This is a genomic window from Acidilobus sp. (genome assembly GCF_049973875.1).
GTDB lineage: Archaea > Thermoproteota > Thermoprotei_A > Sulfolobales > Acidilobaceae > Acidilobus.
The window spans coordinates 1-4,556 of sequence record NZ_JBMFJI010000045.1; the positions used below are offsets into that span (position 1 = coordinate 1).

Annotated in this window: 9 protein-coding genes; 4 read left to right on the top strand and 5 right to left on the bottom strand. The window is 53.2% G+C overall.

What is annotated here, in order from left to right:
- Nucleotides 1–515 (bottom strand): hypothetical protein (locus tag ACP5H1_RS07935; protein WP_427973846.1); only part of this gene is annotated, 515 nt, incomplete at its 3' end.
- 200 nt (nucleotides 516–715) lie between these two features.
- Here ACP5H1_RS07935 and ACP5H1_RS07940 point away from each other — a divergent pair.
- The 4 genes from ACP5H1_RS07940 (at nucleotide 716) to ACP5H1_RS07955 (ending at nucleotide 1,977) form a co-directional block, all read left to right on the top strand.
- Nucleotides 716–880 (top strand): hypothetical protein, encoded by a 165-nt coding sequence (locus tag ACP5H1_RS07940; protein WP_427973849.1) that lies wholly within the window; start codon nucleotides 716–718, stop codon nucleotides 878–880.
- The gene (locus ACP5H1_RS07945) at nucleotides 843–1,064 is read left to right on the top strand and encodes a hypothetical protein (protein WP_427973851.1); all 222 of its coding nucleotides are present in this window, start codon (nucleotides 843–845) and stop codon (nucleotides 1,062–1,064) included. Before ACP5H1_RS07940 ends, ACP5H1_RS07945 begins: the two co-directional genes overlap by 38 nt.
- Nucleotides 1,065–1,278: 214 nt before the next feature.
- Entirely contained in the window at nucleotides 1,279–1,509 is a 231-nt protein-coding gene (locus ACP5H1_RS07950; protein ID WP_427973854.1) for a hypothetical protein, read from the top strand.
- A 270-nt stretch (nucleotides 1,510–1,779) separates the two neighbouring features.
- A complete protein-coding gene (locus ACP5H1_RS07955; RefSeq protein WP_427973857.1) occupies nucleotides 1,780–1,977 on the top strand; it encodes a hypothetical protein in 198 nt (65 codons plus the stop codon).
- 237 nt (nucleotides 1,978–2,214) lie between these two features.
- On the opposite strand, the gene ACP5H1_RS07960 is transcribed toward ACP5H1_RS07955, so the two are convergent.
- The 4 genes from ACP5H1_RS07960 to ACP5H1_RS07975 are packed head-to-tail and all read right to left on the bottom strand — an operon-like array spanning nucleotide 2,215 to nucleotide 4,163.
- Entirely contained in the window at nucleotides 2,215–2,373 is a 159-nt protein-coding gene (locus ACP5H1_RS07960; RefSeq protein WP_427973860.1) for a hypothetical protein, read from the bottom strand.
- Nucleotides 2,374–2,383: 10 nt separating this feature from the next.
- Nucleotides 2,384–3,022, bottom strand: coding sequence for a glycosyltransferase (locus ACP5H1_RS07965; RefSeq protein ID WP_427973862.1), 639 nt, complete (start codon nucleotides 3,020–3,022; stop codon nucleotides 2,384–2,386).
- Entirely contained in the window at nucleotides 3,019–3,903 is an 885-nt protein-coding gene (locus ACP5H1_RS07970; RefSeq protein ID WP_427973864.1) for a glycosyltransferase family 2 protein, read from the bottom strand. Before ACP5H1_RS07970 ends, ACP5H1_RS07965 begins: the two co-directional genes overlap by 4 nt.
- A gap of 41 nt (nucleotides 3,904–3,944) precedes the next feature.
- Nucleotides 3,945–4,163 carry a hypothetical protein gene (locus tag ACP5H1_RS07975; protein ID WP_427973866.1) on the bottom strand — a complete coding sequence of 73 codons (219 nt, stop codon included), beginning with the start codon at nucleotides 4,161–4,163 and terminating at the stop codon, nucleotides 3,945–3,947.
- Nucleotides 4,164–4,556 lie beyond the last annotated feature (393 nt).

Consider the following 4,556-nt stretch of genomic DNA (forward strand, 5'->3'; position numbering starts at 1 on the left):
AGATGAAGGATCTCAACGTTAGTGAGCTTCCAAAAGCGCCTGGCCTCGACCATCGTGAACGTTGAGTTCACCAGGACAAGCCTGTTGTTCTCCTTCACCTTTCTAAGGAACCCCCTCCTCACTTCCCACTGAGGGAGGAGCTTCAACCTGGCCTTAGCGCTGCTCCTGAAGCCGTAGTCTACGTTGAACTGGTGAAAGTAAATTATATCGGCGTCCCCGGGCTGCACGTCGCCGTGAAAGTTAAACCTTAGCCTGCACCCACTGGGAAAGGACTGAACTGAGTCCAGTATTATGTTAGCCGTGGAGGTTGGCAGGGACCTTCTGAGAGCTACCTGTACACTCCCCATGGCCAGAAGCCTCCTTAAGAACCAGTTACTTACTCGCCTAGTGACCAGCGTCACACGAAAGCCATCATTCAACAGCGACTCAACAGTATCAAGAGCCATTAGCTGGATGCCGCCCAGCGTCTCAGTGTCGTCTAATAGCAGGCAAACGTTCACAGCCCCATCGCCCATAAGGCTACGCCTCAGCTTTAATTTATTTCTATTAGGCATTTATTTCTACCTGGCTTTAGCAAGTTTATTATGGATTTAAAAAACCTTGGTGGTTGCAGTGGCGTCTCAAGGCCTCTGCCTCTACGGCACCGTGCTGAACTCGGTCAACACAGTGGAGGCCTCGGTGAGGAACGTCTACAGGCCTAGACGCGGAGCTGGTTGTGTTTGACTGGGGCTCAGGGGACGGAACCTATGAGAGGCTGCTTGAGATAGTCAAGGATTACAACATGAGGGTGTACAGGCTTCCAGGCTCATCATGCGGGGGGAGGGGGACTACACGCTCAGGAGGTGCCAGAGGGCTCCTACACGGCCTACTTCGACCTTGACGACGAGTACAACACCTACTTCCACAGGTCGATTGACTGGGAAATAGCAACTGGAAGCCCAAGGCCTCTGCACTACCTGGTGAGGAGGGACTACGCGATAGACAGGGGAGGCTGGAGAGACCTCAGGGAGGCCATGCTAATGAGGCGTTATATTCTGGAGGCCCTCGGCAGGCTAAACAGATGAGAGGAAGTCAAGGAGCCTCGAGACCTGCGAGCTTCGCCTAGCCTGAGAAGGGCCCCCTAGCCCTCCCCGCAAGGATTGCGACAGCCTTGCCGAGGTCGATGCCTGGGCTCGCCATGGGTGTATATGACTCCTACGGCTTTGTCCAAAGGTGCATTCACTATTACTGGATCGTCGTAATAAATATACTCCAAAAACTCTTTGCGAAGGCCCCCAGGTGATAGCTGAGTCAACTGCCAATGCCTACCTGTCCTACGAGAATTCCCTAAAGATAGAGGCCTACACCTTCATACTTGACCTTCTGCTGCCCTTTATATTATCCCTGGCCATGATAAGGAGCGTGAAAGGTAAGCTGCTCTTCGGAGTCGTAGGAGGGGCGAGCCTCATCGGAGTGGGCCTCTCAATACCCGCACCTTCGGCTTTGGGTGGTCCTACAGGGTGCCATTAATGCTGACGGGTGTATTAGCTGTCACCGTATCTCTGTTGCCAACCACTATAAGGCACCGCAGGGCCGCGTTGGCAACAAGCGTAATTGTTCTGACAATAATGATTCTCCTGGGCGTTTACACTGAGTACACGGGGTATTCCCAGCTGGCTGTGCCAGACAATGGAGGAGGCTTCTCAATCCTTAACATGGTCACTGAGAGCGGGGACTACGAGCCGGAACTTATCGGGGAGCTAGCGCCAAACGCACACATAAGTGGAGTAATACCATTTTATGGCAACTGGTGTTCAGGTTCTGTGCCAGACGTGCAACCAGGGCCTATACGTAAAATATTACTACAGCGCGGCAGTGTACTACGCGTATGTCGTCTGCCCTAACTTCCCCCTCATACAGTCTCAAGCACAGGAGTTCGCCAGCAATAGTACAGTTATAGTTGACACAAACATAGGGTACCTAGCCATAAGCAGGTAGCACGTACATGGTAATTACATGCTATTAAGAGCTTTGGAGTACATGTTGAGCAGTTCATTTACAATGCTATTCCATGTGAACACAGACCTTCGCCCTTCCTGTCCTAGCTTACTGCATAGTGAACCCTCACGGATCAACAGCAATATCGCCTCAGCTAAAGCCCTTGAATCCCTAGGGGGAGTAGGAGGCTGCTGACCATGTTCTTGACCCTGTAGGGCAACTCGCCAAACGCTGAGGTTATAACTGGTTTGCCATGGCCCAGGCCTCAGTTATTGCGAGGAAGAATGCCTCGGCGTAGTTGCTGATGCTCGGCAGTACGAAAGCCAGGGATGCATCTATGGCCCCCACCTTTGTCTCTTCGTCCATGTAGCCGGTGAAGAGCACCTTGTCCCTCACGTCGAGCCTCTCAGCGAGCGCCAGGTACTGCCTCTGATCTTCCCGGCTCCACGATCACTGCCTTGAGCTCAAACGCCTTTTCCTTCACAGCCGTGCTAAGCATTGCCAGAAGCCCCTCGTTGACGCCGTCAGGCACGTAAACGGTTTCAACCCCATATCTTGTCCTCAGCACCTCCATGTCCCTGTAGCTCTTGACCAGCCTGAGGTCGCTGGCCCTTAGCGCTGCCCTCACGTTCCTGTCACTATAAAGGGGTCCCAGGAGCCTCACGAGGGGGTTAGGGTGGTCCCTCAGGGAGTCAACTGCCATGAAGTGAATGGCGGTCCTAGCGCCAAGGCCCTTCGCCTCCCCCAGGACTTTAACGGTGAAGAGGCTGTTCTGGCTGTGCCCGTGAACCACGTCAGCAGACCTCAGCAGTCCCCTGGGCACGCACAGGGGGTAAGTCAGGTCAGGGAAGCCAAGCCTCAGGGACCTGACCCTGTGCACGCGGACCCCGTTAACGACCTCCTCTGCCGGCCTGCCGCTGTAAGCGCCTGTGACCACGTGGACCTCGTGTCCCCTCGATGCCGTGCCCTCGGCTAAGGCCTTAATTACGTTCTCCATTCCACCCTTGGCAGGAAAGTACGAATGAAAGACATGTACTATCCTCATCTCGACCCATCCCTCATGCCCTTCAATATTGCCAGGAGGTGCTGAGGCCTGTACGTCGCAAGAAGGAGCGTGGACGTCAGTAGGTACCAACTTTTAAGTAGCGGACTTCTCGTCCACTTACTTATAAACCTTGTGTTGTTCCTGCTCTTCCAGTACATTCGCACGGTCATGTTGATCTTGGGTCTATTGCCGCCTTCCTCTATTGCTAAATGGTATACGAAGACCCTTGGCTCCAGTAACAGCCTATACCCAAGCCTCTTTATTTGCTCCTGTATATCGCTCTCTTCCCTGAACCCAGTAGGAGCCTCAAATTCGTGACTGTACCATACCTTTCCTAGCAGCTCGCCCCTTATCATAAAGAAGGGCGGCAGGTACTCAGCGAATCTGGGGCCGTTCTTAACGTCAAGGAATACGTAACCCGTGGCCCTGCTCAGCGCGTCGGCTACGGGCACGGGCGCGTTCAGGAAGAAGTCGGGATCCACGGCCCTTCTCCTCGTAACGACTACCCGGCCTCCAACGGCTCCTACCTCAGGCATCTCTTCAAGGTACCTAATCATGATCTTCACAAACGAGCTCATTGGCAAGATGTAATCGTCATCTACCATTAACGCATGGCTACATCCCGCTTCCAGCGCCATCTTAAGCAACAGGTTCCTAGCGTTTACAGAACCCAGCTTTCCTAAGTTTAGGACGTAATGAACCTTAGAGCCAAATTCTGATAGGTACTCCTCGTATAGCTTAAGGCCCTCCCGGCTGGAGGACTCGGCAACTACTATTACCTTCCCTACGTCCTTGGCATTAACCCAGGAGTTTAGGGTAAGCCTAACTATTGAGGGCCTCTCGTAGGAGGGCATGAGCACGCAGGCCATGTAGACCGCCAACTATGGTCTAGTTTAGTCGTACCTAGATTTAAATTACGCCATCAAGTCTCAAGTTGAGCGAGGGCCCGAGCCTTATTACGTGACCCCTTTATGGTCTCTTCCCTCAGGAGCGGGCTGACGCCTTCAGGCCTGAGCCTGTTGTAGGTGACCACGTGGATCTTGTGGCCCCTTGGTGCTATGCCCTCGGCTACCCTTCTCATGACCTTCTCCACGCCGCCCACTATGGGCCAGTAGCTGTGAACCATGTGCACTATCCTCAAGTGTCGCCCTGCTGTTGGCTGATGTGTGGAATTAAAAGGGCTCCACTACAGCAACAGCTAGATAATTGTGATTGAATTATGATTGCAGGACGCCTAGGGCTGCCATCTCAATAACTTAAAAGTTAAAAATATGTCAGGAAGAGCCACACCTGGTCAGCAGCCTTGAGCTCCAGCACCGCGCTAATTTCAGTCATAGTTACAGCATATAACAGGAGGCAGTACCTGCCATCCGCGCTCAGAAGCCTTGAAAGGCAGACGCTCCCCAAGGGACAGGTTCGAGGTAATAGTTGTCAAGAACTTCGAGGACAGGGAGAGCGACGAGATAATTAGGAGGAACGGCTGGAAAAACATAGTCACTGACGTGGTGCCCCTCGGAGGTAAGATAGCGATTGG